The organism is Mesorhizobium sp. M7A.F.Ca.ET.027.03.2.1 (genome assembly GCF_003999175.1).
Taxonomy (GTDB): domain Bacteria; phylum Pseudomonadota; class Alphaproteobacteria; order Rhizobiales; family Rhizobiaceae; genus Mesorhizobium.
Map to the genome: position 1 here is coordinate 1 of NZ_RZOM01001599.1, position 865 is coordinate 865.

1 protein-coding gene is annotated in these 865 nt (G+C 57.3%); it reads left to right on the forward strand.

Annotated features, from left to right (window positions below):
- Positions 1-865: phosphatase PAP2 family protein (locus tag EN750_RS36705; RefSeq protein WP_245482931.1), on the forward strand; the 865-nt coding region annotated here is incomplete at both ends.

An 865-nucleotide genomic window follows, 5' to 3' on the forward strand; every position in this document is an offset into this window, starting at 1 on the left:
CTTCAAAACCATGGAACATTCGGTTGCGGCATCGGCCCCACTGACGGGGGCCATTGTCGGACGTGCTTTTCCTGGCATCTTGGCGGATGCCTTTTGGCGACACCGGCTGCTGCACGCTATGGCTACCGCTGCGCTGCTTCTGGCAAGCGCAGTCGGGTGGCACACTGGAAACATGCCGGATTTCGGCGTTCTGGCGGAATACGCCGAGTATCTTTTCATCGCCTTCTGGATTTGCGGCTCAGCCCTTGCACTTGGGACGCTTTTCCACCTTGCGCTGGTCCAGCGGGAAACCGAACCGCTGCACACCTTCCTCAAGTCACTGGGTAGATTCTTTGGCGATGCCGAACGCATTGCCAACAGCCTGAATGGCTTGGGTGCCGGTCTTGCCTTCATATCCGCGATCGGTGTGTTGAAGGGAGCCATTGCAATCCTCTCTCCGTTTGCATGGGACAAAGCATTGGCTCACGCCGATCGCATCCTGCATTTCGGTCGAGCCCCGCACGAATGGTTGTGGTTTGTCGTCCAGTCGCCGCTTGCATTGAAAATCATCAACATCGCGTACAATTTCTGGTTCGTCGTGCTCATCATCGCGGTTTTCACCGTGTGCATCACACGAAAGGATACGAAGCTGCGTCATCAGTTCCTGATGAGCTTCATGACGGTGTGGACACTGGGCGGCTTTTTCCTCGCGATGGGCCTGTCGTCGGCTGGCCCTTGCTTTTACGAGCAATTGGGGTTCGGCAACGACTTTCACCCCCTCATGCAAGCACTTGCCGTTGCCGATCGCGTCTATCCGATCTGGGCGCTCAGCACGCAGGATATGCTGTGGAGTGGCTATACCGGCGCAACTACCGGCAGCGTCGGC